The sequence below is a fragment of the Candidatus Leptovillus gracilis genome, from assembly GCA_016716065.1.
Lineage (GTDB): Bacteria > Chloroflexota > Anaerolineae > Promineifilales > Promineifilaceae > Leptovillus > Leptovillus gracilis.
This window is the reverse complement of sequence record JADJXA010000008.1, coordinates 164650-190961: the sequence shown is the minus strand read 5'-3', so window position 1 is coordinate 190961 and position 26312 is coordinate 164650. Positions and strand designations below refer to the sequence as shown.

20 protein-coding genes are annotated in these 26312 nt (G+C 57.3%); 8 read left to right on the top strand and 12 right to left on the bottom strand.

The annotated features are described in order from the left end of the window. The first annotated feature begins 46 nt into the window (after positions 1-46). Complete coding sequence (locus IPM39_19985) at positions 47-937, top strand: hypothetical protein (protein MBK8988316.1); 891 nt, start codon at positions 47-49, stop codon at positions 935-937. 206 nt (positions 938-1143) lie between these two features. Here the strand turns inward: IPM39_19985 and IPM39_19980 are convergent, their stop codons facing one another. The 11 genes from IPM39_19980 to IPM39_19930 form a co-directional block, all read right to left on the bottom strand. Continuing rightward, positions 1144-2445: a hypothetical protein gene (locus IPM39_19980; GenBank protein MBK8988315.1), complete on the bottom strand. Its 1302-nt coding sequence runs from the start codon at positions 2443-2445 to the stop codon at positions 1144-1146. Positions 2446-2500: 55 nt separating this feature from the next. Next, complete coding sequence (locus tag IPM39_19975; GenBank protein MBK8988314.1) at positions 2501-6451, bottom strand: UPF0182 family protein; 3951 nt, start codon at positions 6449-6451, stop codon at positions 2501-2503. 363 nt (positions 6452-6814) lie between these two features. Beyond that, complete coding sequence (locus tag IPM39_19970) at positions 6815-8242, bottom strand: hypothetical protein (protein MBK8988313.1); 1428 nt, start codon at positions 8240-8242, stop codon at positions 6815-6817. Beyond that, on the bottom strand, positions 8166-12752 hold the full coding sequence (locus IPM39_19965; GenBank protein MBK8988312.1) for a PKD domain-containing protein: 4587 nt from the start codon (positions 12750-12752) through the stop codon (positions 8166-8168). The genes IPM39_19970 and IPM39_19965 overlap by 77 nt, the downstream gene beginning before the upstream one ends. A gap of 105 nt (positions 12753-12857) precedes the next feature. Then, a complete protein-coding gene (locus tag IPM39_19960; protein ID MBK8988311.1) occupies positions 12858-13265 on the bottom strand; it encodes a hypothetical protein in 408 nt (135 codons plus the stop codon). Positions 13266-13520: 255 nt separating this feature from the next. Beyond that, positions 13521-14162, bottom strand: coding sequence for a response regulator transcription factor (locus tag IPM39_19955; protein ID MBK8988310.1), 642 nt, complete (start codon positions 14160-14162; stop codon positions 13521-13523). Positions 14163-14448: 286 nt separating this feature from the next. Beyond that, a complete protein-coding gene (locus IPM39_19950; GenBank protein ID MBK8988309.1) occupies positions 14449-15792 on the bottom strand; it encodes a hypothetical protein in 1344 nt (447 codons plus the stop codon). A 6-nt stretch (positions 15793-15798) separates the two neighbouring features. Then, positions 15799-16266 (bottom strand): response regulator, encoded by a 468-nt coding sequence (locus IPM39_19945; GenBank protein ID MBK8988308.1) that lies wholly within the window; start codon positions 16264-16266, stop codon positions 15799-15801. A 17-nt stretch (positions 16267-16283) separates the two neighbouring features. Further along, positions 16284-18023 (bottom strand): chemotaxis protein CheW, encoded by a 1740-nt coding sequence (locus IPM39_19940; GenBank protein ID MBK8988307.1) that lies wholly within the window; start codon positions 18021-18023, stop codon positions 16284-16286. Next, positions 18020-18484 carry a chemotaxis protein CheW gene (locus tag IPM39_19935; GenBank protein ID MBK8988306.1) on the bottom strand — a complete coding sequence of 155 codons (465 nt, stop codon included), beginning with the start codon at positions 18482-18484 and terminating at the stop codon, positions 18020-18022. The genes IPM39_19940 and IPM39_19935 overlap by 4 nt, the downstream gene beginning before the upstream one ends. A gap of 65 nt (positions 18485-18549) precedes the next feature. After that, a complete protein-coding gene (locus tag IPM39_19930; protein ID MBK8988305.1) occupies positions 18550-20166 on the bottom strand; it encodes a methyl-accepting chemotaxis protein in 1617 nt (538 codons plus the stop codon). A 495-nt stretch (positions 20167-20661) separates the two neighbouring features. Between IPM39_19930 and IPM39_19925 the strand changes: the two genes are divergently transcribed. The 6 genes from IPM39_19925 (at position 20662) to IPM39_19900 (ending at position 24264) form a co-directional block, all read left to right on the top strand. After that, positions 20662-21195, top strand: a complete 534-nt coding sequence (locus IPM39_19925) for a hypothetical protein (protein ID MBK8988304.1) — start codon at positions 20662-20664, stop codon at positions 21193-21195. A 147-nt stretch (positions 21196-21342) separates the two neighbouring features. Then, positions 21343-22497, top strand: coding sequence for an acyl-CoA dehydrogenase family protein (locus IPM39_19920; GenBank protein MBK8988303.1), 1155 nt, complete (start codon positions 21343-21345; stop codon positions 22495-22497). A gap of 103 nt (positions 22498-22600) precedes the next feature. Further along, entirely contained in the window at positions 22601-22834 is a 234-nt protein-coding gene (locus IPM39_19915) for a hypothetical protein (GenBank protein ID MBK8988302.1), read from the top strand. A 106-nt stretch (positions 22835-22940) separates the two neighbouring features. After that, positions 22941-23084: a hypothetical protein gene (locus IPM39_19910; protein ID MBK8988301.1), complete on the top strand. Its 144-nt coding sequence runs from the start codon at positions 22941-22943 to the stop codon at positions 23082-23084. A gap of 522 nt (positions 23085-23606) precedes the next feature. Next, complete coding sequence (locus tag IPM39_19905) at positions 23607-23906, top strand: hypothetical protein (GenBank protein MBK8988300.1); 300 nt, start codon at positions 23607-23609, stop codon at positions 23904-23906. Between the two features lies 1 nt (position 23907). After that, positions 23908-24264: an STAS domain-containing protein gene (locus IPM39_19900; GenBank protein MBK8988299.1), complete on the top strand. Its 357-nt coding sequence runs from the start codon at positions 23908-23910 to the stop codon at positions 24262-24264. 312 nt (positions 24265-24576) lie between these two features. Here the strand turns inward: IPM39_19900 and IPM39_19895 are convergent, their stop codons facing one another. Beyond that, positions 24577-25737 (bottom strand): hypothetical protein, encoded by a 1161-nt coding sequence (locus IPM39_19895; GenBank protein ID MBK8988298.1) that lies wholly within the window; start codon positions 25735-25737, stop codon positions 24577-24579. Between the two features lie 326 nt (positions 25738-26063). Here IPM39_19895 and IPM39_19890 point away from each other — a divergent pair, with 326 nt between their 5' ends. After that, positions 26064-26237 carry a hypothetical protein gene (locus IPM39_19890; protein MBK8988297.1) on the top strand — a complete coding sequence of 58 codons (174 nt, stop codon included), beginning with the start codon at positions 26064-26066 and terminating at the stop codon, positions 26235-26237. The last annotated feature ends 75 nt before the right edge of the window (positions 26238-26312 follow it).

The window sequence follows — 26312 nt, the reverse complement described above, 5'->3', positions numbered from 1 at the left end:
GATTTGGTGAACCTGTCACGCCTCCTAAATTCGTGGAGGTAACAAAATGTTCAAGCCTTTACAATTCGTGATCGTCTTGACCGTGTTACTCCCGAGCGTCATCTTCGCCCGGTATCAACCGGCCCAGGCAGACCCGATGGTCACAGAAACTGTGCAGTTGACCGCTCCCGACGCCAATCCTCAAGCCCGTTTTGGCCTGTCAGTCGCCATCAGCGGCGACACGGCCGTTATCGGCGCGCCGGCCGCCACCAACAACGCCATCCCTACCGGCGAGGTTTACCTCTTCACCTACGACGGCAGCGACTGGCTCGAAAGTGACAAGCTGCTGCCCAGCGCCGTTGGCGATACGTACTTTGGCTTCAGCGTGGCTGTGGATGATGATACCATCGCCGTAGGCGCGCCTTACAGCAGCAGCGGCACGAACAATTCCGGCGCGGTTTATGTCTTTGCCGCAGATGGCGGCGGCTGGAGCGAGGTGGTGCGCTTTGCCACAGGCGGCGGCGGGCCGGTATTGAGCGATCTCTTTGGTTGGGCCGTTGCCCTTAACGGCGATTTGTTGCTCGTTGGCGCACCCCTGGACGACATAGCTTATGTCTACAATCGAGATGCGGCCGGCTGGCAGGAAACGGCCGTTCTCAGCGGCGACGATACGCAGTTTGGCGACCGCTTTGGTTTTGCCCTGGCGACGGATGGGGAACGTATTCTCGCGGGCGCGCCGCAGGATGATAACACCGGTAACAACGCCGGGGCGGCTTTTCTGTTCCTGCCGGACGGGAGCGGCGATTGGCAGCAAGAGGCCAAACTGCTGCCGACTGGCGCCCGCTTTGGCTGGTCGGTGGCGCTGGATGGGGCGACGGCCGTTTCCAGGTTTATAGCTTGCGGCCCGAGACCAGCTACACGTTTCAGGTGCAGTCATGCACCGGGTGGGATGGCCTGACCACCTCTGAGGTGTTGACGTTTACCACACCCGATTTCGTTCAGTTTTTCCTACCGCTTACCCGGCGTTAAGAGGAGGCAAGCAGAGGTTCAATCTAGCCAGCCTGTCGCAAAACTCGCGGCAAAGCAGCCTGAGGTTGTAATGGTAGCACGTGCGGAGAGCGCGGAGGTATGTCAAAAACCTCCGCGCTCTTCACGTTTTTGTGGTTAATTGTTCAGCGCAAAAACGGTGACGACGCCTGGGGTGTCTCGCTGACCGGGAGCGCCGGCGAAGATAACACCGTTGGCGGTGGCAACGGCCGTTCCCATGTGGGCAAACGGCGCAGGGACCGGGGCATATAGCTCGGCCTTACCGGTTGTCTGGCCGTTGGTGATGCGGAAAGCAAAGGCGCCACCTGATTCCTCTACGTCACTCCGGCCTTCGCTTTCACGCATCCCGACTACCAGTACACCCCCATCAAGGGCCACCGACCAGCCAAAGCGGCTGCCGGGGCGCAGACCCTCTGGCGCTAAACGCGCCGCCTCCGTCCAACTTCCGCCTGACTGGCGGGTGAAGAGAACGGCCGTTCCTCCCCGGTTAACTGGCACATTGGCCGCCGGCGCACCCACTACCAGGCTGTTCTGGGAGAGGGCCACGCTGTAGCCGAATTGGTTGCCACCTGTACCGTCGCGCAGCATGGCCGTCTGCCGCCACTGCCCATTGGTGAACTCATAACTATAAACAGTGGCGTTCAGGTAAGCGCCGACGACCAGGCTGGAGCCACGGATGGCCACCGCCCAGCCAAACAGATCGCTGCCGACAGCACCCCCGCTCAGACCACTGGTTAGACGCGCCTGCTGCTGCCAAGCCGGCCCCTGCCGGGTAAAGATGGTGGCTGAGCCGACGTTGAGCATTTCACCCTGGTAGCGGTAGGGCGCGCCAACGACGGCCGTGTCCCCATCCAGCGCCACCGACCAACCAAACCGTATATCTTGGGCGGAGCCGGGTAGCAGCTTGGCAGTCTGCTGCCAACGGCCATTGCTGAATTGGAAGACGTAGGCCGCGCCAGCCTGCCACCTGGCGGCGCTGTGGCCGCTGGCCCCCACCAGGATGGTCTGGCCGCTAATAGCCACAGCGCGACCAAAGTTGTCGTTGGCGGCGCCGTCGCTGGCCGTCAGGTGAGCCGTTTCGCGCCACTGGCCGCCTTGCCGCGTGAAGATGGTGACGGCGCCCTGGCCGTTGTTGGCTTGGGGCGCGCCGATGACGGCCGTTGTCCCATCTACCGCGATAGCCTGACCAAAGCCATCGCCGGGATGGCTTTGGCCGGGTTGCAGGCTGGCAGGGGAGCTGACGGATAACGGTTGGGGTGTCGGCGGCAGCGTGGGAATCGGTGTGGGAACGGCCGTTGCCGCTATAATCGCCCTGTTTACGTCATTGGGCTGGCTGCTGGTCTCCGTTTCCGGCCAGATAGCCACAATCAACATCACGATGATAAAAGCGCTAAACAATTGCAGAATTAGTCTGTTCATGCGGTTCCCTCTCAGGCAGACCTGACAGGTCTCTGAGACCTGTCAGGTCTTATTTTTATTGCCCACTGGCGACAATGCCGGAAGCAGTGCTGTCATAGGCCAGACGCATGGCCTGTTCCAGCGTTTCGCTCATGTACGACTGCCCGCGCATCACCACGACGACACGCTTTAACTGTGTATTTGAGTTTTGCTCTGAACGGATGAAAATGGGTTCCACGTACACCACCTCCTCATCAATCAGCAGCAGGGAGGTGTGGCCGCGAATCACTTCCGTGCCCATGCGGTTCCACCAGGAGATTTTCTCCGAGATGTCCGGGTCCTGGTCTATGATGGCGTCGGCCTGTTCCGGCCCGGTGATGAATAGGCCTTTCGGAACCATGAGGACAAAGAGACGGCCGTAATCCTCACCATCCTGATACACCATCGGCATGGCTCGCAAGTTGCGCGCTCCTTCCGGCGTGAAGGGCATTGTCATCACAAACTGCTGCTTTTCGGCCGCCTCCGGCAGCAAGCCACCCGTCTCCACCAGCATGTGGTATGGCTCCACCGAGAAGGTGATCGCCTTGCCCCGGTCCATCACCGGCCCCAATACCTCGTCCGCATCGTCCCACATATCTTCCATATTGAAGAAGTACATCGGGTCGTTCATGTGGTAGTAGATGTAGAGATCGTCGAAAAGCAGGTGGAACAGCTGCAGCGGGTAGGTAAGCTGCTGGCGCACTTCTGGCGGCATCTGCTCACCGTCGGTGAAGAGCGAGGGGTAGATGGCCGCCCAGCTGTTAATTACCGGGTCGTCGGCGATTTTGTAAAGCTGCACCTGGCCGGTGGCGGCGTTGATGGTGGCCTTGACCGAATCTTCCACGTAGTTGAGCCGCCGCGTTTGCACAGTTTCCGGGGCGCGGCTAAGCGATTTGTCGCCGATGGATTCGTGCTGGCTGTAGGGGTACATATCGGTGGTGGTCATGGCGTTGACCAGCCAGGTGATCTCGCCTTCGACGATGGTGGCATAGGGGTTGGCCTCTAAAAAGAGGAAGGGGGCGACGCGATCCAGGCGTTGCAAAGGCTGGCGGAAGTAGTGGACGCGGGTTTCCGGGGTGATGAGGGTGCTGAAAACCATCTCCCAGAATTCGCCGCTGCGCCAGCCGAAGACCAGCCGCTTGAGCAGCGAATCCACCTCTACGCCGGCCGGCACGTCGGCCGGCAGGACGATTTCCGCCCGTCCCTGGTCGGTGGGGTAATCCAGTTCGGCCATGTCGCGCACGTTGCTGACGGCCATGCTGGCGTTGCCTTCGCCATAGTAGACGGCCTGGTTAACGGCCGTTATCTCCGGCCAATCCGCCTGCACCGGAATTTGGCTGCTGACAAAATCGGGATCGCCATCGGTCGTGGTCTGGCCGACGGGGGCCATCGCCAGGCCATGCCCATGGGTGAAGAGCATGAAACGCTGCCCCCACCAGGCCAGCCAGGGCTGCGGTTCCAGGATGGGCAGTTCGCGCACGGCGCTCGCCAGCACCACTTTCTCGCCGTTGATGGTGTAGCGCAGCACGTCTACATCCAGAAAATTATAATAGGTGCGCAGCTTTTCCTGCTGGCGGAAGATTTCCAGCGAGGGGCCGTAGATCATGTTGTCGCCGCCGGTTTGCAGGATGCGCTGCGAATGCTGCGGGTCTACTATCTGTTCCAGGTAGCTGACGTAGGTGGGCCACAGCGGGGCATTGCGCATAGTGCTGCTGTTCAGGATGTACTCCAGGCTGGGCATGGGATCACTGTTGTTGCGTGGTACAAACTCGATTTCTTCAATCTGATCCAGGCCATAGGCCAGGCGGGTGGCTTCCAGGTGGCGCTCGATATAGGGCAGTTGGATGACGGGCTGATTGGGAGTGACAAGCAGGGCGTCGCGCACGCTGACCAGACCGGCGAAGGCAAAATCGGCCAGAATGAGCAGCAGCACGGCCGTTCCCGCCCAGCGCACTCGTTTCGGCCAACGGCCGTTGCCCCGTCCACTCGTTTGTTGGCGCAGCGCCCACAGCAAGACCACAAAAGCAGCCGTGAGGCCGAGGAGGATAACGGCCGTTACCCAAATCTGGTTCAACGTCGAGAAGAGGCCGGTCACGTCTATGTAGCTGGCCCCCGTAAACACACTGGCGCTGTAACTGTCCTTTAGCAGCAGATTATAGCGACCCAGCCACACGCCAAAAGCAGTGCTGATCCCCAAGCCGGCAAAAGCAACAAGCGTCGGCGCGGTGGCGACTGTGCCCAGCCAGACGGCTACCCGCGACCCGGCGGCGTTTCGGGTGATCTGACGCCGCGCAGCATAGGCGCACATCACCGACGAGACCAGGGCGATGGCGAACGACCACATGGCCGCCCGCCACATCACCCAAAAGGCGGGCAGCGTGAAGACGTAAAAGCCCACGTCCCGGCCAAAGATGGGGTCTGTTTCGCCAAAAGGTTGGCCTTGCAGCAGCAAAAATTCATGGTAATAGGTAGTCAGCCAGGCGCCGGCCAACAGACCGACCAATCCGGCCACGCCCAGCGCCAGGCGGCGCGTTCTGGCGGGCAGGGGATGGACAAATGCGGGCACGGCGACGGCCGTCGCAAACAGCAGTGCGCCGCTGACAAACAATGTCGCGCCCATGCGGAAGTTGGTCCAGAACACGTCGCTAAATCCCATGCTTTGCAGCAGCCAGTAATCGGACAGCAGCAGCGTCAGCCAATCGAAGAAGAGGACAGCCAGGGCCACCCAGGCGACGACGACGGCCCGCCGCCACAGTTGGGCGATGGCGGGCATTTGCGGGATGGGGACGGCCGGGATACTGCTCAGGGCGTCTTCGTCGAGGTCGGTGCTGGTGGGGAAAACGGCCGTAGACCCTGCAGCGTCGGGCATGGGGCGATAGGCCAGCTTCACCACGGCTCGCAGCGGCGTTTGCGCGGCGCGCCAGGCGAGCGTGACCAGGCAGAACAGGCCAAAGGCCAGGTAATAGACGATGCTGTAGAGGATGGCGACGGTGGCCGCTTCCGGCAGACCGACGCCGCCCAGGTAGAGCGCGGCCACAAAACCCCATTCAAACTGCCCGATGCCACCAGGCGTGAGGGGCACTTGCCGCGCCAGATAGCCGCAAACAAAGGCCATCAGGATCAAGTCGAAACCGACGTGCAGCAAGACCTGTTGGGTGGAGAAGGCCATCGTCAGCAGGTAAAGGACGATGTCTTCCATGCCGAAGAGCAGCAGGGAGAGGAGAACGAAGCGCAGCAGGCGCGACGGCCGTTGCAGCAGTTCGCGCAGGTGGGCTTTGGCTGCGGCAAGGGGGGAAACGCCGGTGGTGGGGGAGAAGAACGGCCGTGTCCACCAGTAGGCCACGCCCAAGATAAACAGGGCGCACAACGCCTGGCCCAGCCAGGCGGCCCAGCCGATAGTCAGCAGCCCCAACAGGGCGAATATACTCATGGAAATGAGCAAAAACAGCCGCAGCAAAAACAGCGTCGAGTAAGCCTGCCGGGGAGTTGCGCCTTCTTGTTGCAAAACGGCCGTGGCCGCCGTCTCGCCCAGATGCAATGGCAGAAACTTGCTGTAAATGAGGCCCGCTCGATAAGCGCGGGCGTGTCGCCCAAACGATCCGGGAATGGCATGGTAGCGGGCGAAGTCGTGAAACTGCACGCCGCGCAGAACCCAGAATAGGAAGAGGATGGCAATCGCCAGCAAGACCACCACCCACTCCACCGGCTCCTGGGCTTTCATGTAATACACGTGGTCGGCCACCCCCTGCACAAAACCGGCGTCGCGGTCATGGTATTTCACCACGCCGGCATCAATCAGCAGGCGCAGCAGGCGCGTGTTCGCCAGGATATTCCAGGGGCCAGCAAAGTAGATCAGACTGCCGAGCAAAACAAGGCCGCTCAAAACAGAAAGCATCAGGGATGGCCAGAAATCGCTGGCTTTTCTCGTCTCTTGCCCCTGCTCCTGCGGGGCAGACAATACTGTAGAAGTAATAGGTTTGGATTTCATGGAATATCTACTGCCTTTGTTAACTGGATTTGGAACTACGCGCTAAATCCAGTGCAACTGCATCCAACCATCACTGAGAGTTTGCATCTCTGCTAATAGCCGGACCACACACAATGAGGGCTGTTTACTACCCGGTCAGTCAGATTCTTATACGGTGTGCAAGAATCCTCGCACAGAGGCGCGGAGACGCAGAGAAAAAACTTTGCACATCTACGTCTCTGCGCGAGAAAATTGGTTCTGATTTGTCCAGGTTAGGGAAATAACCTGCCGGGCATTGACATGCCCGACAGGTTGTTGGTAGTCGGGTCAGCAGCTATGTCAGATACAACTCGTATCCGGCATCTTACTGCCAGCCGCTGCGAATTACGGAACGTTAATTACTGTCTCACAAGTAGTGGCTGTGTCGTTGCCAGCGCCACCATCACAAACATCTACACCTGCGTTGCCGGCCAGGGCATCATTACCATCACCTCCGTACAGGCTATCGTGGCCAGCGCCGCCTTGTAGGATGTCATTACTGCCTTCACCATACAAGATATCATCGCCAGCATCACCAAAGAGCCAGTCGTTGCCTTCGCCACCGTACAGGATGTCATTATGCTTATCTCCATGGAGAACATCCGCACCGTCACCGCCGTAAAGCAAATCATCGCCATCGCCGCCACTCAGTACGTCATTGCCAGCGTCACCATGGAGAGTGTCGTTACCGCCATTGCCGGACAGGGTGTCGTTGCCATCGCCTCCATGCATGGTATCAGCACCGGCGCCACCATTCATGTTGTCATCGCCGCTGTCACCATACATGGTGTCGTTGCCACCACCACCATACATCAGATCATTACCTGCACCGCCATACATCATGTCATTGCCAGAGTCTCCGTAAAGGATGTCGTCACCGTCATCACCATGGAGCCAGTCATCGCCGTCACCACTTCTCAGGAGATCATTGCCATTGCCGCCGTGCAGGGTATCATCACCAGCGTTGCCGGTCAGGATGTCGTTGCCATCACCACCATCTAAGGTGTCGTTATCAGCGCCGCCACGTAAGTCGTCGTCGCCGCCTTCACCATAGATGGTGTCGTTGCCGCCACCGCCAAGAACGAAATCATTGCCATCACCGGCACAGATGAGGTCATTGCCATTCAGTCCACGGATCTCGTCATTGCCGCTTGTGCCGACCATGACATCATCTCCGGTCGTACCCCGCAGCAAGCCGTTATATACCTTGCCGTTATCAGGTCCGCCCACGACTTTGCCGAAAGCGTCCACGTAAACCGTGGCTGGCTGGCCCTGGCACGAGGGGAGTGAACTTGCCACCACCACCTGGAACGACTGCGTAGCCGTGCTAAGACCATTGCTGGCCGCAACCTCTACGGCAAACGCACCAGGTGAATTGGGGAGCCAGACGATTAGCCCCGTGCTGCCGTCAATCGTCATGCCATCAGGTGCAGTCAGCAAGCTGTAGGTGATCGGGCCGGGGAAGGCCGTGGCAGCCACAGCATAGCTGTATTCCACGCCGATTTCGCCGCTGGTGATCGCCAACGACGTGATTGTCGGCCCGACCGCGGACACATCTGTCAGGCCGTACTCGCCTAGCACCTGCTGCCGAATCAACACGCCTTCATACGGGGTGCCGAGTAGTTCGGGGTTGGGATCAGGCGCGTAGAACTCAGCGCTGGGAACGAAGCCGGCCATGGCCAGGATGTAACCGAAGTTATCCTCGAAGTCCATGATCCTGGGAGCATCGCCGGGTTGGTTGATGATCACATACCTGATATCTTCCAACGTCATGGGGTCCAGCCAGGTGGCGGTTGTGTTGGGCAGGTAGCCGATGTTCGTGCCTACCAGATGCGGATGGCAGTACTCCAGTTCGCGCTGGTCTTCGCAGTCGAAGTAGCGCCAGGCCCTGGGTGGTGGCAAAGGTCACATTGACGTTACTGTTATTGAGCGTGCCTGGCAGAATCTCCAACATGGCGCCGCGGAAATCGCCGAACTCCTGACGGATGCGCACCGTTTGAGTTTCACCAGGCGCCAGGCCGAGGAGTTGGCTGATGTTGCCGGGGATCGGTTCGCCGTTCTCATCAATCAGGATGGCTGGCTCACCGGCGCAGGCTGCATCGGAATCCTGGTCGGCGGCAAACAGACCGCTCTTGACGCAGATGAAGTTGACGTTGCCCTTGAGGATGGGCGTGAAGGGACCATTTTTCTTCACTGACTCCAACTGGTAAGGCGCCGGGTCGATCCCATTGACCGGATCGACATGGACGAAGTCGAAGATGATCTCTTTCCCCTCGCGGTCAATGTTATTCGTCCAGACCATCTGGCCAAAGAGCAAGCCGTTGCCGATGACGTTGGGGAATTGACCAATGTCGAGGGCGGCATTGTAGCAGGCGCCATCGTCTGTCAGGCTGGTACACAATGGCAGGGTCGGGTCAACACGTACATCCCGCCGATCCTGAGTGTAGCCATCGAGCGTGCCAATGTCCGCCAGGCTGCGCTGCTTGGTCTGGTAGTTGAAGGCCGTCAGGTAGGCATTGGGGTTGGCCGAGGTATTGGCGATGAGCATGGTGAACTCGATCACGTCGCCGCCGTTGATGCCCGCGCCAATGGACACGTCCAGATCGTAGAAATGGGCTGTGGCCGACGTGCGGAGCTGGGCGCACTGCGGTTTCCGGGAATCGGGGTCGGCGATCGGGTCACACGGACCACCCGGATCTTCTTCGGGGATGGTCTCTTCCTTCCAGGCTTCAGCTTCGGTTACGTTGAAGAAGGCGGTATACTGAGTGGCGCTGCCCAATGCGCCATAGCTCCCGCCTACCATTTGCTGCGTCAGGGTGCCGTCACTGTTGACCTTGTAGAACTCGGCAACCGGGGTGAACGGCTTGGCGCCGCAGCGCAGACCATCCGGCACCGCCGGGTTGGCACAGAGCGTGTCATAGGGGAACATGGGGGCGGTGTAGTTGCCGTCGCCGTCGAGGATGGGATTGCCAAACTCGTCTATGGCGTATTCGCCGAAGCCATGCAGGATGGCGGCAAAGTTCTGAATGCCGGGCAGAAGGTCGCCGCTACTCAGGAACCCAAAGACTGGGCTGGCGGTTGGGTTACCGTAGCACGAGGTGCCTTGGATGTGGTCCAACCCGTAGGTCTCGCAGGTGTGGTTGCGTCCCAGGATATCGCTGAAGGATAAGCCGCGCCGCGGCAGGGTCAGATAGATTTGATTATCGAAGGTGAGACCGTCTGCCAGTGGAGCGAAGGTCGGGTTGAAGGCGCCATCGGCATCCCGGAAAACCTTGTTGTCCGCGAAATCAGGGATGGACACGACGTTGGGGTCAATGACTGCCGGATAGGAAATTAAGCTCTGAGAATCGGTATAACCGTCGTTGTTGATGACCGGTGTGTAGTAGGTGATACCGTTCGGCCCGATCTGCTCAACACCCTGAACCAGTCCGCGCAAGGTGCCTGGTTCGACCACATGCAAGGCGCCGTCGGTTGTGCCAGACTCGATGCGGATGCGTACTGTCTGGCTTTGGCCCGGATAGATGCCCATGATGGGGACTTGCAGTTCCGGCAGGCCGTCGAAGTCAGTATCGGCGCGGTTGCCGCCGCATTCCAGTGATTCCTCTTCCAGCCCGGCGTTGAACTCCGGAATGTAGTCGGTTGAACTGTTGATGCAGATGCCCTTCCAACGACCGCCAAAGAGGCCGTTGGAGGTGCCGTTCTTTTTGACCGAGGCCATCATGCCTTCTGCGCCGCCTGAGACGAGTTGGCCATAGAAGGCTTTGTCGCCGATGCGACTGGCCAGTGCTGGTGACTCGGAGAACTTCGACTGGAAGGCAAAGGCAGTCATCACCGCGCCCGGATCCGTTGAAGTGTTAGTCAGGGTAACGTCAAACTCGATGGCATCACCGCCGATGACGCCGTCTCCGGGGAGGACGACAATGTTGCTGATTTCAGCGGTCATAGAGGATGCAAAACTTGGTATTCTGCCGCCAGGAGGGCCGCCGCCGCCTTCTCCTTCCAGTTCAAACGGGTAAGTGATGAACTGGCCGGTTGTGTCGTTGGTACGGCCGGTTTGGAAGGTGCCGCCAGGGGCATCCGGCTCAGTCGGCTGGTTGTTTTCTACGTTGACGATGCGCACGGCCGATGTGGTTGTCTCGGAGCCGAAGGTGGCAACGGCCGTTAGTTCATGGGCGCCATCAGCAAACGCAGTAGTGTCCCATGAGACCGCCCAACCGTTCGAGCCATCCTCATCTGTGCCAATGCTGGTTGCGCCCACAAAGAACTCAACCTCGTCGGCGGTTATAACACTGACAACGCTGGCCGTAACCGGCACAAATCCACCGACATACTGTCCCTCGAATGGGGAGGTGAGGGCGACGAGTTTGACTTCGGCTGCATCCGAATCCGTGTTGGTCACATCCACGTTGGTGCCCAGTTGCGCTGTCCAATCGAGATCGGGGTTGCCGTCGCCGCTGTCCACCGCCACCGAGATTCTGAGGTTAACCTTGCCCTTGAAGACGTCGGTGACGCCTCTGTATTGAACATCGGTGAATTCGATCTTGAACAGCACGCCGTCATCGGCCGGAATGATATCCAACGGTGGATTTCCGTCCGCCTCCTCGGGGGTGAACAGGACACACGGGCGCGGGGTCGTCTCATCGGTGCAGACGTCTTCCGGCATCGAGATGAATTCCGTCGGTCCCGTGGTGGTCTTCCAGATCACCGGGATGACGAGGGTATCACCGACCGTATAGTTGAAATTCTTGAAGGCGGAGGTCCAGTCAATGAACTCGGTCGTGGCGTCGTTGATGCCGTTGCGATTGAAACTGACTACACCGGTATTGCCGACCGGGATGCTGCGCGAGTACGAATCAGTCGTGACGCCGCCATCGTTGCTCACCGTGAGAGTGACCACATATACGCCGGGGGCGTTGTACGTATACGTTGGGAGTTGGTCAGTGGAGTCAACAACATTGTCTCCATCGAAGTCCCATTCCCAGGAAGTAGGTGCGCCGCCACTGCCATCGAGGAAGGCACAGTCGAGCAGATTGCAGTTGCCCCAATCGAACGGGAAATAGGCTTCCAGGTCGGCGACTGGCGCGACCAAATTCACGTCAATGGAGTCGGTGGCGATCTCGGCTCCATCGGGATTGGCGTTAGTGGCTGTGGCGGTAATTGTGTAGGGGCCGGGGGCGAACGCATCGCCGTTCCAGACAGCCCGCCATCTGCCGCTGCCGCTCGGGGTCTCGGTCGCTGGAATGGTCGTGCTGCCGATGGTGAAATCAACCGCGGTTGCCGGCCATAGGCTGCCGGGCGCGGCATTGTCAAAGCCGGTCATGGAACTGGTGCGCGCTTCCAGGGCGACAAAGCGGCTGACGGTATCGCCATCACCCGGGGCGGTGATCGCCACATTGAGGTCATTGAAGATATAGGTTTCGACAAAGTAGGTGGCTGTGCGCCCCCCTGCGTCTTCTGCGGTTGCCACAAGCAGCCAGGAGCCGTCAGGGATCGTTGTGGTGTCCCAGTTACGGTACACCCAGCGCTTTGCCCCTTCCAGGGTGGCGGCGCCGATTGGGTGGATGGGGCTGCCGGTTGGGTATGCGGGAGCGCCAAGAGGCCGACCGTAGTGGGGATTCTCGACCGGCTCTCCGAATGATTCAAATTCACCGAACGGGGTGAGAATCCTTGGGTCGGCATCAGCCAGATCGTAAAGATCGAAGCGCACGCTCGTGACCGCATACTCACCAGTGGTGAGTACTTCAAGGTCTTCAAAACCGCGTATGTCTTCCTGGTTGTCGGGCAGGAAGATTCTCGCCGTGAGCATATTCTGGATGCGAATATTGATGGTGTCTTCGGCGGTGGTCCCACCGGTCTCGGTGACGACGATGCTTAGGTTGTCATTGGTCGGTGGCTTGGTCAGATTAACGGTGGCATCGTCTATGTCATCCCCATCGGTGTCAATGTTGTTGTAAGTGTCAACGACTGTCGTTGTGTCCCAGGAATATTCCCAGAACCCGGTGACCGGGTTGAACACCCCATCGCCGATCTTTGATGGGACTGCGTTCTCATGGGCGCGGTAGAAGAACTCCACGCTGTCAATCCCTACATCACTCGCCGCATTCGCCTGCAGGGGAACGGTCCCATAGAGGATCGCGCCGTCTTCTGGCAAGATAATGCTAGATGATGAGATAGCGGCCGTAACTGTTGGGGGGAGGCTGCTAACCAGGCCCAGGACAAGAGAGGCGGTAACGAACAGTAGCAGCCACTTGGGGTTTTGTCGAAAGATATGCAGATGTTTCATCACGAATTCCTCCTTCGGATGAGCGGATGCCGGGTGTGTCCGCTTGCACAAGTAATTGAGATAAGAGAGTTATGGTAAAAGAGAGGACGTTTTCCACAGATCACTTCATAGACTATCTCCTTGCAGGCATCCTGGTGATTGCTTGAGAAAGGCCATTATGGGTGATACAAGGTCGGCGACTTTGGCCAATACCACGTGATTGAACTGGCAAATAAAAATTCTGTTGTGTACTGAGGAGAGGATGATGAACTGAAAACGGCCGTTTTCCCCCACATGCCTGGCCCTGATAAACAACTCGTCAGTCAGCAACTCCTCGTCTATGATGACGACCAGAGGGCGCTGCTGGTTGATGACCTGCATCATGGTTTGCGGCGCGCCGGGCGTGAGGCGATGAACCTGCAAGCGGCCTTCCTGGTTGAGCAATTGTTCCAAAGCATCGCCCAAGAGCCGCTGCGCGGTCACGACAAAAACGCTTGCGATGGCCGGGACGGCCTCATCTACCGGAGGAACCATCACTACCTCTAGACATGAACCAATACAAAGGGAGGCGCTGAATTAATTGACGTGCGTCGGGCAGGCATCTGCGGGCGGCAAAACACACTGCCTCCTGACAGCTATGGGGCTTGCGTGGCAATGCTGGCAATATATTGTAAGTATAGGGGGAGGCGGAAACGGCCGTCTATGACCCGGCGCGCTATTCTGGGGGGTATGGTAGTACTGCTTTAGGTGGCGATCAGGGGGACTTTTTTAGTACTGGGGTACTACTGACTAGAGGTTGTAACGGCGAGCAAAACTGGCAGCCTCGTAGCGGCTGTTTAGCTTGAGGGTACTCAGGATATGGCTGATATGATTTTTTACAGTCTGCTCGCTGATGAATAAATTGTTCGCAATCTCTCGATTGGTAGCGCCTCGCCGGAGTTCACGTAATACTTCAATCTGGCGCGCTGTTAACTGCGCCGCAATCTCCGGTTCAGATGCTTCGTGGACGGGTGATTGGGCGAATTCTTCCAGGATACGGGAAATAGAAGCGGGGGACAGCGCCACCTCGTCGTTTCCCAGGCCGCGCAGGTAAGCCAACAATTGGTCTACAGGCGTATTCTTCAGCAAGTAACCCCTGGCCCCGCAGCGGATGGCCTGAAACAATCGCTCGTCGTCTTCATGGATGGTGAGGAAGACGATTTTGGTAGACGGCCGTTGCGCCAGAATCGCCTGCGTTGCCTCCAGCCCCGTGCCATCAGGCAGGCTAAAATCCATCAACACCACGTCTGGTTGCAGGCAAAGGGATTTGGTGATTGCTTCTTTGACTGAGCCAGCCCCACCCACCACAGTCAAATCTGGCTGTTTATTCAGCAGGCTGGCAATGCCTTCCTGGAACAAAATATGGTCGTCAACTACAAGGACTCGCATCATAGTTTAGGCAATTGGTTTAGCCACAAAGATCAACCTGCCGCAAGGTCGGCAAGTTAGGCCCCATCGTCACTACCGACTGTAGGCAAAGTAGCACGCTGCTCTTACAAGCAAACTTAATGCGCCAAAAGGGAGTCTGACCGGCTAAATGCCAGGGCTTTGCCCGCAAGCAGGTTGGTAGTGGCGGCTTTACCGCCCTGCCCGGCTAAAGCGTTTACGCCAAGCCAAAACTGGAAGTCGGTCCAGACTGGTCCAATCTAAAAAACCGGAAGTGATTCTTGGACAATTCCTAAGAATCGCCAAAAGGATAATGGAGTCTAACCTGGGTTCCCTGACCCGGCTGCGAACGGATTGACAGCTGCCCCTTGATCTCTTCGGCGCGCTGCCGCATGACAAGCAGACCAACCGGCCCATAGGCTGCCGGTTTATCAGGATCAAAGCCCACCCCGTCATCGGTCAAACAGACCATTAGATCATGTGGCGTCCAGATTATGGTCATCTCTATGTTGGCCGCCTGGGCATGGCCTTGAACGTTGGTCAACGCCTCGCGGAAAATGAACAAAATCTTGTGCTGCGCTAAGGGGGGGATGGGCGCAGCCTTACCTTGAAGTTGATGATGAAACCCAGCGCCAATTCGTTCGGCCATCAGCCGCGTTTGCAGCAGCAGCTCTTCGGTCAGGTCGGGCGTGCTATCCGGCTGAAGCGTGAGCATGGTGTAACGGACCTGTTCATATGCTTCGTTAGCGACATCACGCATACGCTCAATGTCCTGATGAACGGCCGGATCGTGCCGGAGGGTCTCTTCCACTGTCAGTTGGTCCAGTTTCAGGCGCAGGTAGGAGAGATTTTGCCCCAGGGTGTCATGCAGCCGGCGGGCGACACGCTCTCGCTCCTGGCGGGCGGCTTGCGCTCTGAGAAACTCCGGGCGATCCAGGGCGGATGTCTCTAAGGAGATGGCTAACGCAGCAACGAGATGGTTAAAAATGCTGATTTGCTCAACGTTTAATTGCTCGGTGGCCGGCAGATAGATTTGCAATAACCCGATGAAACGGTCGTTGCTCCAAAGGGGGAGGCAGTAGCCGCGCAGAGCAGCGTCAGGGTGTGGCGTCGAGAGGAAGGGATGCAGTCCCTGTTCGGGTGGGTGATGTTTGAGGCCGCAAATGGTGGGAGAAACGGCCGTTTCCCCCAAAACCCCACCTTCTTCATCGCTCAACCAGAATTCAGCCACATGTTTCAATACCTCATCTGCCGGATCGTAATAGAAGAGCGCAGCGCCGACAATCGGCGCGATAAGCTCCGGAAAACTGACGATGACGCGCAGCAGTTCATCCCAATTGGCAGCGCGGTGCAATTCCTGCTGAATCTTCTTTTCCCAGGCTTGTTGGCGTAGGGTCATGTTCCGTTGGTCTTGGGTCTGAAGCAGCAAATTGAGCAGCAATCCGACAGCAACCGGAAAGGCGACGCCGTAAAAGAGGATTTCCCGCACAAAATGGGCGTCCACCGGGTTGGGTTCGCCCCAATGTTCAATCACCTCGAACAGCAGCGCCGAAGCGCCCAGCAGCAGGACGATAAGCCAACGATGATTCAGAAGCGTTTTTATAAAACGGCTCTTTAACCTCTGAAATGAACGCATCGTTCGTTACCTGTCTAAAAAAGTTGTCACCTTGCCAGGAGGATTGTCCGGGGGTTGGTCTGGAAGCGTCACGCGCAGCCCCTCTGGCAACAATTCGTTAATTCTGTTCGCCAACGATTCGATGTCGCGCCGATCTTTCATCACAAAGGCGTTTGCGCCGTTACTCAGTCCGCGCTGCCGCTGATCGCCAATATCCATGACCGACATCAAAATAACCGGCAGCGCCCCGAATTGTTTGTGAGCGCGGATCAGCCTGGTTAGTTCCAAACCATCCAGGTCTGTCATGGACAAATCGGCTATGACCAGGTGAACAGGTTCTCTGTGCAGCAGTTCCCACGCTTCCATGCCGTTTGCGGCTGTAAGGACCTGGAATCCGGTCTTCAGCAGTGTCTCCTGGACGAGAATACGCATCACCAGGGAATCATCCACCACCAATATCTGCGCCGGGCTGTTTCTTTGCGATGTGTTGTTCATTGGTTGGTTAACCTTTCTCAACCGCGCTGCGTTGCGGCCCTGATCAGGTCCGTAACATTCAGCACGAGAATGACCGCCCCTGTTCCTAAAATTGATGCGCCAGAGATATAAGGCATGTGAGCCAGGGGCAGCGGCAATGGCTTGATGACAATTTCCTGGACCTCGCCAGGCTCGTCCACGAGCAAGGCCACCGGTTGTTCCAGCGGGCCGATGAAAACGGCCGTTTGCCAAACCTGCGCCGCCAAGCGATCCGGCGAATGACCGTTTCCTTGCAGCGCCTGGCCCAGGCTGATGGCGGGTATCGGTTCTGCGCCGGGATGCAGCAGGCGTAAACGGCCGTTTTCCCCCTGCACCTGCTCCCACGCTACCCGCGCCAGGTGCGCCACCTGGCGCGTGGGCAGGGCAAACATCTGCCCGGCCGCCCGGACGAGCAAACAACAGGACGAGGCGATGCTGACCGGCAGACTGAGGGAAAAGCGAACGCCCTGGCCGGGGCGGTTTTCTAGCGAAATCACCCCGTGCAGGCTCTCGACAGCCTGACGCACAATATCCAGCCCAACGCCTCGCCCGGAAACGGCCGTTACCGCCCCGGCCAGACTAAAACCTGAGCGAAACAACAGCCAGAGGGCTTCCTGTTCATTCAACCGGTTCGACTCGTCGGCCGTCAGCAGGCGTTGGCGTATGGCCTGCTCTTTTATCCTGGCCTGGTCAATACCAGCCCCATCGTCGCTTATTTCCAGGAGAATGCCGCCACCGCGCTGAACGGCCGTGATGCTGATCTGGCCGGCCATCGCTTTTCCGGCAGCGCGCCGCTTTTCCGGCGTTTCCAGGCCATGATCAATGCCATTGCGCAGAAGATGTTGCAAGGGGGATTTGAGTTGCTCTAATACAGCGCGATCTAACTCGATATCGCCGCCTTCCAGATGCAAGACTACCTCCTTACCCAACTCATGGGCCAGGTCACGGGCGATACGGGGTAAGGCGTCAAATATCGTCGTTAGCGGCAGCATTCGCGCCTGGTGTACATTTTCTTGAAGCTGGGCCAAAAGCTGGCTTAGGCGGCGGTGGTCGGTTTCGGCACGGCGGTACAGATCGCTGATTTGGGTGTGCGCCGGGGGCGGCACGCCCACCTGTGGGACAAATGGGTCGGAGTTATAAGACAGTTGGCGCAGGTACCGCAGATTGCGTTCCAGACTCAGGCGGCTGATTTGCAGCTCATTGACTAGATTGAGAATGGTATCTAATCTGCCCACCGTGACACGGATGGTTTCCTGAGACGCGGGTAGGGCGGCATCTGGCGCCGCGGTTTCCGCCGCCGCCAGCGTTTGGGCCGATTGGGCAAGGGCTGTCTGCGGCGTGTTGATGTGGGCAACGGCCGTTTCCAGCCGGTTCAGCAGCAAATCCAGGGCCGGGTTTCCCTCTGATGGCCCGGCAATCAGGCTGTTAATGCCGTCGAGAGTCTGGTAGATAAGGTCAAAAACGGCCGTCTCTGGCTCAACTCCGGTTTGTTTAATCGCTTCAAACAAAGCTTCCAGCCGGTGCGTCAGGCTGAAGACATCTTCCAAGCCTAAGGCGCGGGCCGTGCCTTTCAGATTGTGGGCTTGCCGCAAAATGTTGGCCGTCAGGTCAGCGCGATGGGCTGCGCCTGGTTGTTGTTCGAGCGCCAGGCAGGATTGGGTGATAGCCTGAATCACATCCTGGGCTTCTCCGGCAAACAGGTTTAGCAACCTTTGCTGTAGCTCGTCGTCAGGTGTCATGGTTTGCCATTGCCTGTCCGGCTTGCCGGTACAGCCAGGCAAGGATCGGCGAACAAGGCGGGTAGATCAATCACGGTGATCTGCTCAGAAGTTGTGCCGGTTATATAGGATGGGCTTGAAGGGGAAACGGCCGTTAACGTCTGGGTATCAATCTGGCATACCGCTGGCATCTCTTCCACCAACAGCCCAATGGCCAGGCGATTAACAACGGTAAACACCACATGCTGCCGGTTTTCAGCCGGGGTCTGCTGTGGTGATAAAACTTGCGCCAAGTCCAACACTGCGTAAAGCTGCCCGCGCAGCGCCATAACGCCGACCCAAAAAGCAGGCAGGCCATAGACAGGCGTGACCTGGGTAAACGGCTGTATTTCCCGCACCCACTTCACGTCAATGCCATACAACAACCCGGCGCAACGGACTATCGCCAGAGCGATGAGAGTTTCAGCCGGCAGCAATGCCATGGGATGCTCGCCATTCTGTGAAAGGTCCGGCGCAGGGGAATCTTGCGTGGTGTTCATCGGTAGGTTCAACTCAATCGGTACTGCTCTGTCATTGATTTCAAATGTTGGGTCAGCTCATTAAGCTGTTTGGCGACAGCTTCCGACTTTTGCCCGGCTTGCACCGATTCGTGGGTCGTCTGGTTAATCTCTTTCATCGCGCGCAGCATCTCGTCAATGGCGTCATTTTGCTGGTGGGCTGCTTCCACAATCTGATGGGAAACATCAGAAGCCTCCTGAACTGTAGTAGATAGCTGCAAAATAATGTCACCGGCACGGTGAGCCAGAATCATGCCATTCTCCACTTTTTCATCGCCAGCCTCTGTCACTAAAACGGCCGCATTGGTCGCCTTTTGAATCTCCCCCAGAATGGCCCGCACCCGGGCTGTCGCCTGTTTAGACTGCTCTGCCAAAACACGCACCTCGTTGGCTACAACGGCAAACCCTTTACCCTGCTCCCCGGCGCGTGCCGCCTCAATAGCCGCATTCAGGGCCAGCAAATTGGATTGATCGGCCAGATCGTTGACCGTCGCCGTAATTTCGCCAATGAGCTTCGTCTTCTCAGCCAGGTTCAAAATGTCCTGCGCAATAGCCTTCACCTTCAGGCGGATGTCTTCCATGCCGTGAATAATGGCCTTAACCGCTTCAGTCCCGTCGTGACTCACGCGCATAGAAGTTTGCGCTTTCTGAGCCAGTTCACGCGCCCGAGCGGCGGCCTGCTCGGAAGCGGCGCGCACTACTTCCATCCGTGACGTTACCTGGCCGATCGAGGTGGCCTGTTCATGAGCCGTGTTGGTGTGTTTGTGGACTGTGCCCAGTATTTCCGCAGCGGCTCCGGCCACATCATCGCTGGCTGCCTGCACTTCCTGGGCCAATTCCGCCAGGCTTTCAACCATACTGTTCAGATGTTGACTCAGGAAATCGAGTTCATCTTCCGTGCGCCGGTCCAACTGTGTGGTGAGGTCGCCGGCAGCCACACGCCCGGCAAAATCGGCATAGTCCTGGATAATCTGGGAAATCTGGCGTGACTGGTACGTAGCGAAGCCTAATGCCAGGAAGATAGCCAGCATCGGGGTCGCGACGGCAAACAAAAGGGCCTGGTTAGCCGCACCTCTGTTATCTTCGGTGCGCTGGCTGAGCAAGCGCTCTTCCTCCTCAATGAAGAGGGCGATTTCGTCGCGTAGTTGGTCCAGGATGAGTTTGCCCGTGCCGGCTCGTACCATCTCCACCGCTTCTTCCCTATTGCCGGCCCGATAGGCTCTGATTTCCGGTTCGACGGCCTGGGCGATCCATTCCTGATGCAGTGATTCGATCCTGGCTAATTGGGCGAGTTGGTCTGGATTGTCGTCAACCAGCCGTCGCAGTTCGACCGCTGTGTGGTCAAAATCGGCCAATCCGCTCTGGTATGGGGCTAAAAATTCATCATCCCCTGTCAGCAGATAACCCCGCGACCCTGTTTCCACGTCAATCGCCGCTTTAGCCAGGGCCGTCGCATCGCTGATAACCAGATTGGTATGGTTCACCCAGGCTCCTGTGTCCAGCCCGAGTTTCAGCGCCCGGTATACAAATAGATCACCTAACACAACGACGCTGAGAGGTATGATGTAAGCCAGCAAAAGCCTGGTTCTTAGCCTTTGAGAACGCATCCTGCGCCTCCTTTCCGGCACATCTTGATTGGAAATAAACGAGCTTCGGATTAATGGGCTGGCTCTCCTGAGGATTAGCCGCCCCATCATGCATGATGGCTACGAAGATTAGACACTTTGTAACATTATAGCTGGTAAACGGCCGTTCTTGTCAAGCTACCCAAATCGCTCTCCTCCAGTGCAAAATCGAGCAGCACGAAGACCTGCGTATCGCCGGGCCATCGAGGAATACGGCCGTTTGTCCATTGACTTCTAATTGCAGCGCCGGGAATTGGGCGTGCAAGGATACGGGGTTTAGGGAAGGCGTATGGGTAGACATGGCTTCATCATCATTGCAAGGTGTGTTTTTACCGAACGGCCGTCGGCAAACCTGTTGCCTTACGCCAATCTCGCATTATAATCAGACTATCGTTTTAGCCATCAGCCCCGTACAACCCCGGCGTCTGGCCCCGGTTGAGCGGCTATCTGGGAACCACACACAGAGGGAGACATACCATGCGCTTAGGAAAAGACCTGATCGGGAAACCCATTATTAGCATAACCGACGGCCGTCTCGTCGGTTATGCCAAAGACCTGTACGTCAATCAGGACCTCTACTGGATCACCGGCCTTTTCACCGGCTCAGAGGGTCTGATCAGCCGCAAAGCCAAGCTCATCCGGCGCGACGACGTTATCGTCTTTGGCATAGACGCCATCCTGGTGAAAAACGCCGAGGTGGAAACCGACAACAAAGAATTGGATGAGGCCGACAAGTGGCTGCGGCTGGAAAAGTTGCGCGGTCGTGGTGTAGACACGCCCGGCGGCACCAAGTTGGGAACCATCGGCGATATTCTTGTCGGCGAAGAAGGAGAGATTACCGGCTTTGCTCTTGCCCGTGTCTTTGTCGAAGGTCCCATCGCCGACAAGGGCACAATGCCCCGCGACGCCATCATAGACACCGGCCAGATAGACGGCCTGATGACCATTGACCTGATTAAAGTTGAACAGTCCCACCTGAACCCACAAGAGGAAGAGAAGGGGGAGTTGTAGTGGGAGAAGTGTTCAGTATCCAGTTTACTGAACACTGGATACTCTACACCGATTCCACAAACCCATTTATTAATTCTGGAGGCAGGGAGCCACTGCCACGCAACCTGGACCCGGACAGCAAAGTCAAGTTAAGGAGAATCGTTTACCATGAGTTTAAATGATGGCGTCAGCTTTGGTCTGACCGACGAACAGCGTGAAATTCAACTATTGGCCCGCGAATTCGCCAGAAACGAAATCGCCCCCAAAGCCGAGCATTACGATAAAACCCACGAATACGCCTGGCCGGTTATCAAACAGGCGCAGGAATTGGGTCTGACCACAATGAATATCCCTGAAGAGTATGGTGGTTTGGGGCTGAGCCTTCTGGAAGAGTGCATTGTCACCGAAGAGTTAGCCTGGGGCTGCTCCGGCATGAGTACGGCCATTGGCGTCAATGGATTGGCGATTTTGCCCATCCTCATCGCCGGCACAGAAGAACAAAAGCATGCGTATTGCGGCCGATTGGCGAACGGCCAAATGGCTGCCTACTGTCTGACCGAACCAGAAGCGGGGTCCGACGTGGCCGGCATCAAAACCGTCGCCCGCAAAGAGGGGGACCATTACGTCCTCAATGGCAGCAAGACCTTTATTACCGGGGCGACGGTGGCTAATTTTTACACGGTGTTCGCTTATACGGATCCGGCCGTGCGCTACAAGGGCATGAGCTGCTTTGTGGTGGAGCGGGATTGGGCCGGCGTCAGCGTGGGGCAGCCATTCGATAAACTGGGCCAACATGCGTCCGATACGGCCGAAGTCGTTTTCGATAATGTGATTGTGCCGGAAAGCCATCGTTTGGGCGCGGAAGGCACAGGGTTTATCACGGCGATGAAGGTGTTCGACCGCAGCCGCCCGGCGACGGCCGCTGGTGCGTTGGGTGTGGCGCGCCGGGCGTTGGAAGAGTCCGTCAAGTACGCCAAAGAGCGCCTGAGCATGGGCAAAGAAATCTGGCAGTATCAGGCCATCGGCCACAAAATTGCCGATATGGCCATGGACCTGGAAGCGGCGCGGCTGCTGGTCTGGAAATCTGCCTGGGCGGTGGACAACGGCCAGCCGGATACGATGGTTTCATCGTTTGGCAAGGCTTTTGCGGCCGACACGGCCATGAAAGTGGCGACAGACGCGGTGCAGGTGTTTGGCGGCTATGGTTATATGGCTGAATACCCGGTGGAAAAGCTGATGCGCGACGCCAAAATCTTCCAGATTTACGAGGGCACCAGCCAGATTCAACGTAATATTGTTGTGCGGGAATTGTTCCGCAAATAATCGTTTCGCCTGATCAGGGCCTGACAGGTCTTGCAAGACCTGTCAGGTCTAAAAATACCTTGCAAAGCAAGGTATGTGCGCCAGGACGTGTGATGTTTCACGCATGACGCATGATACTATTTTGCTATTCGCGCTGGCGCAAGGGTTGAGGGTAGCCGAGGTGGAGGTCGAGGGGGGCATCCAGAAGGGCGACCAGGACGCGGGCGACACGGCCGTTTCCCTTCCCACCCTCCGCTACACCCAAACCCTCGTTCCCAGCGGCCCCAGCGTCCTCAACCCGGCCGCCTGGCAGCGCTGGCAAGAGTCCACCACCCCCAACCCCTCAGCCAGGAGATAGACGCTGAACTGGCCCGCCAGCAACTCATCCAGCCGGCCGCCACAACCCCAATCGCCCAACCCGCTCAACCCGAAACCCTCACCGCCTGGCTGCACATCACCAACGCTTGCAACCTGGACTGCCCCTACTGCTACTTGCGCAAATCCTCCGCCCGCATGAGAGCGAATACGATGGCGGCAGCTTCGCCTTACTGGGCATCATGCTCCTCTCCTACCTCATCTACGTCGTCAGCCTGATGTCTCTCAGCTAACAAGGAGTCTGCCATGATTCCCTTCGCGCTTCTCATCATTTCGAGCTTGTTCTTTTGCTCCTTGTTTATCATGACCGCTTGTAGGCTCTTGGCAAGAATCAGCCAACGAGCGGCCGTTTAGATATATGGCTCATCCCTTAAAAATTGAATAGCCCGTTTGTTAACGATCCTGCTGCTATATAGTAGCAGAGCATTCTCTGAGCAGAATGAAAAATCGCCTGATCTGGGATCAGGCGATTTTTGGTTTTTGGCCTTGTTTGTGAGGAGTGATAAACAAACGGATCGAACGGCTAATTTTTCTACGCGGGAGAGTTTGGCCAGTTCCCCTACTTCTATCTCCCGGAGAAGGCGATTCTTGCGGTGCGAGATCTGTCTGATCCTAACTTTTGTCAGGGTGCTCACCCTTTCGATTGGCCAAACGGACATCTATCTTCTGCTGGCTGTGTTCACGGCCGTTTCCCTCTATCCTGTTGGTAATAGCAAGAAAACCAGACAGGATAATCCTGGCAAAGAGGGAACGAGATGGCACGACCACAAAAATACAGAAGATTTTTCATGAGCATCGCGCTTGGGCTGGCGCTGTTCATCTTCGCCGCGGCCGCAGCTGCTGATGGCCTGACGCCGCGCCTGGACCCGTTAATCAGGCAGTCGCTCAAGCAGGGGTTGATTCATTTCCTGGACGACCCCGCTTGTTTCGCGGCGCAGAAGAATGCCTCCGCTCGCAGCGCCGATCTTTTCCGACCTCTGCCTGAGTGCTGGTTGGTTTTTGCAGCGCAAGTTGAGCCGAAGCCGGGGGCTAACTTTTCCCTTAGGGTGGAATAAAATGGACGTTCGCACAAGTCGTTACCATAACGTGGCGATCCTGTCCGTAAACGGCCGTTTAGATGCCCTCTCTACCCCCCTCCTTACCCAGACCATCCAGGAGCAAATTGCCGCCGGTACCATTTTTCTGGTAGCTGACTTGCAAAAAGTAGATTACCTGAGCAGCGCCGGGATCAAAACATTGCTGAAGGGAACGCAGCAAGTACGGCGACAGGGCGGCGATCTCCGCATTGCCAGCCCGCGAGCGCAGGTGAAGTTTGTGCTGCATCTGGCTGGCGTAGAGAGCGTCATCAAAATCTACTCTCACGTCGTCAGGGCCACTGTCAGCTTTTTACCCGGCGCAGTGAGAGGGGCATAATAATTGCGTTTATCATGTAAAATTGGTAGTGTGGCTGTTGGTACAGGTGGTGAAAGACTCTGAATGACAGGTGGATCGCCCGCAGAAGGTGCTTATGAAGGCGAAAGGGCAGACACAATTTTGGCCTGGTTTGGTTTTGCTGGCAGGCTGTCTGGCGTTGGGGCTGGGATGGGCAACGGCCGTTTCTCAAGCCACCATCAGCTTTACTTTCCGGTAACTGCTTGCCCCAAAAGGGCAAAACGAACAATCCAAAGCCCAGCTTTGGCTCAAAGAACTTTAACAATGTGGGCGAAAATAGCGCCAAATACCGTTTCAGGGAGCCGTTTGGCGTCGTTTCCTTCGCCGATGGGCTAGAATTCCCTTGGGCAAATGGGCCGTAACCGACTGCTTTTCTCGAAGTCGGTCAGCAAAAGGGTATTCATTAGGAAAAACTGCCCTGGCTAACACGCGCCGCAACCGTCCTGAGGTGCGCTTCGGCTGCCTGTCCCAAAATCCGGTAGGCATCGCCGGCAGCACCGCAGCCAGGTAGGTCAGGATGTTAGCCACCAACAACGCCAACTCTGGCAGCCGGAGAACTGAGACGGGGGCAAAAACGAATTGACGATGTAATCCCAACATTTGCTTGGCGACCAGTGGCGGTTGCTCAACGGGCCAGCGGTCAAGGTAGAGAAGAAAGACCGTCTCTGCCGAGGCCGCCAGGTTTGTGCCCAGAACCATTGGCTTCTTATACAAAGGGTCGGAAAAGGTCCAAATGGTGAAGGTTTGCGTCGCATCGGCCACTTTCTGGTCAGCACGCACCAGCTCTTGCCAGCCTTGAACTTGAATGGTGCGTCCTTGAAATTGAAATTGCGTGCTGACATCCGGCGACGTCGCTGCTATCAGGTGTTCGAGTCGTTCCCGCGGCAACGGACGCACTTTTTCACCGTATTGAGCCGGTCGGCCGCGATCCTTAGCCGGCGGCAGATAGTTGCGTCGCCCGGTTACATTCACCGCCTGGCGAATGACATACCGGGCAATGTTGGCTGTCTGCACGTCGGCCAATCCCACACCAGCATCATGAATCCAAACTTCCTTCTCGTCCAGATAGGTGCTTGCCTGGCGCAAAATATCCGCCTTGAGGTCGGCTTCGCTCATCTCTGACCGCTTGACCCGAATTATCCGCTTGAGCAAAGGAACCCGTTGTCCATCCACTTGCCCCACCTGCGTGATGACCCCGTAGCCGACGCCTTTGACGGCCCGATTCGCTAGACGATAAAAGAACTTGCCGGCCCAACCCTGGAGTTTAGGTCGCCAAAAAGCTGTGATGTCCACGGCCAATGGTCGGTAGCCATCATATTCACGGGGCTGCCAACGCCCTTCACGCAGGACGATCGCGCGCCAACGCCCGATCAGTTCGCTGATGGACCAAACGCCATAGCGCAGCGCTGACCAACTCCGCCTGACCTGGCCTGGCGTGAAACCGGATTCAACCAATGCGCCGTGAACAGCACCTCGGCTTCTGAGAAAGGACCCATTGAGCATGACCCACATTAAATGTAAAAGAGCCAGGTTCGTGCCCACAGGCAGAATTTGTACGATTTCTTCCAGAACTTGTATAGTTCGGATGATGGCGATTGACATATGTCCTCCTTGCAGTTTGTGTTTTTGCTACCTGCAATTATGAACAAGTTGGTCGCCATCAGCACCTATGACTTACCGGAAAGTAAAGATCAGCCAGAACCCACCACTCTACCTCCCGCTGATCGCCAAACCCGGCGCGCCACCACGCCTCCAACCTGACCGGCCCCAACTACCCGCCTATGGGCCTGCGCCTGCGTCTGCGGGCCGACTACGACATCTCCAGCTTTGCGCCACCAGTCCAGGTGATTCTGCAAGCCTGCAAAACATACGGCATCATTTTGGCCGATAATGGCTCTCCCTGGTATATTTCCGGCGCGCCGGATGAACGCTGGGACAATAACATCTTACGCTAATTGCGCGTTGTCACCGGAGCAGATTTTGAAGTGGTGGACGTTTCCTCATTGATGATCGACCCAGACTCAGGTCGG